At 55.2% G+C, this 299-nt stretch carries 1 protein-coding gene and 1 pseudogene; both read right to left on the reverse strand.

The genetic code is table 11. The annotated features are described in order from the left end of the window. Positions 1-166 (reverse strand): annotated as a pseudogene (locus V5P19_RS23290) (hypothetical protein); the annotation flags it as partial. Further along, positions 163-294, reverse strand: coding sequence for a winged helix-turn-helix domain-containing protein (locus V5P19_RS23295; RefSeq protein ID WP_179288649.1), 132 nt, complete (start codon positions 292-294; stop codon positions 163-165). The pseudogene V5P19_RS23290 and the gene V5P19_RS23295, both read right to left, overlap by 4 nt. Between the last annotated feature and the right edge of the window lie 5 nt (positions 295-299).

Genomic DNA, 299 nt, shown 5'->3' on the forward strand with positions numbered 1-299 from the left:
TACGCACTTCGTACGCGAGGACTTTATTAAACTGCTGGAGGCTCGGCAAAATCGCGAAGTTCAGCACCACCAGATAAGTCGTCACCAGGCTGGCGAACAGCAAGGTGACGATGAGCAATAACGTACGGGCAAATGAACTTCGTGGCGAGAAGCGCAATCGCCTCATGCTTTAGAGCCGTCCGGTACAAAGACGTAGCCCAGACCCCAGACGGTCTGAATGTAACGCGGATGCGCTGGATCTTCTTCCACCATGCGGCGCAGACGCGAAATCTGCACGTCGATGGAGCGTTCCATTGCGG

Origin of the sequence: Enterobacter sp. UNJFSC 003 (assembly GCF_036903355.1) — a bacterium.
In the GTDB taxonomy this organism is placed as follows: domain Bacteria; phylum Pseudomonadota; class Gammaproteobacteria; order Enterobacterales; family Enterobacteriaceae; genus Enterobacter.

Coding starts and splice junctions, on each gene's coding strand:
- V5P19_RS23295 (WP_179288649.1), bottom strand. CDS start 294: ATGGAACGCTCCATCGACGTGCAGATTTCGCGTCTGCGCCGCATGGTG.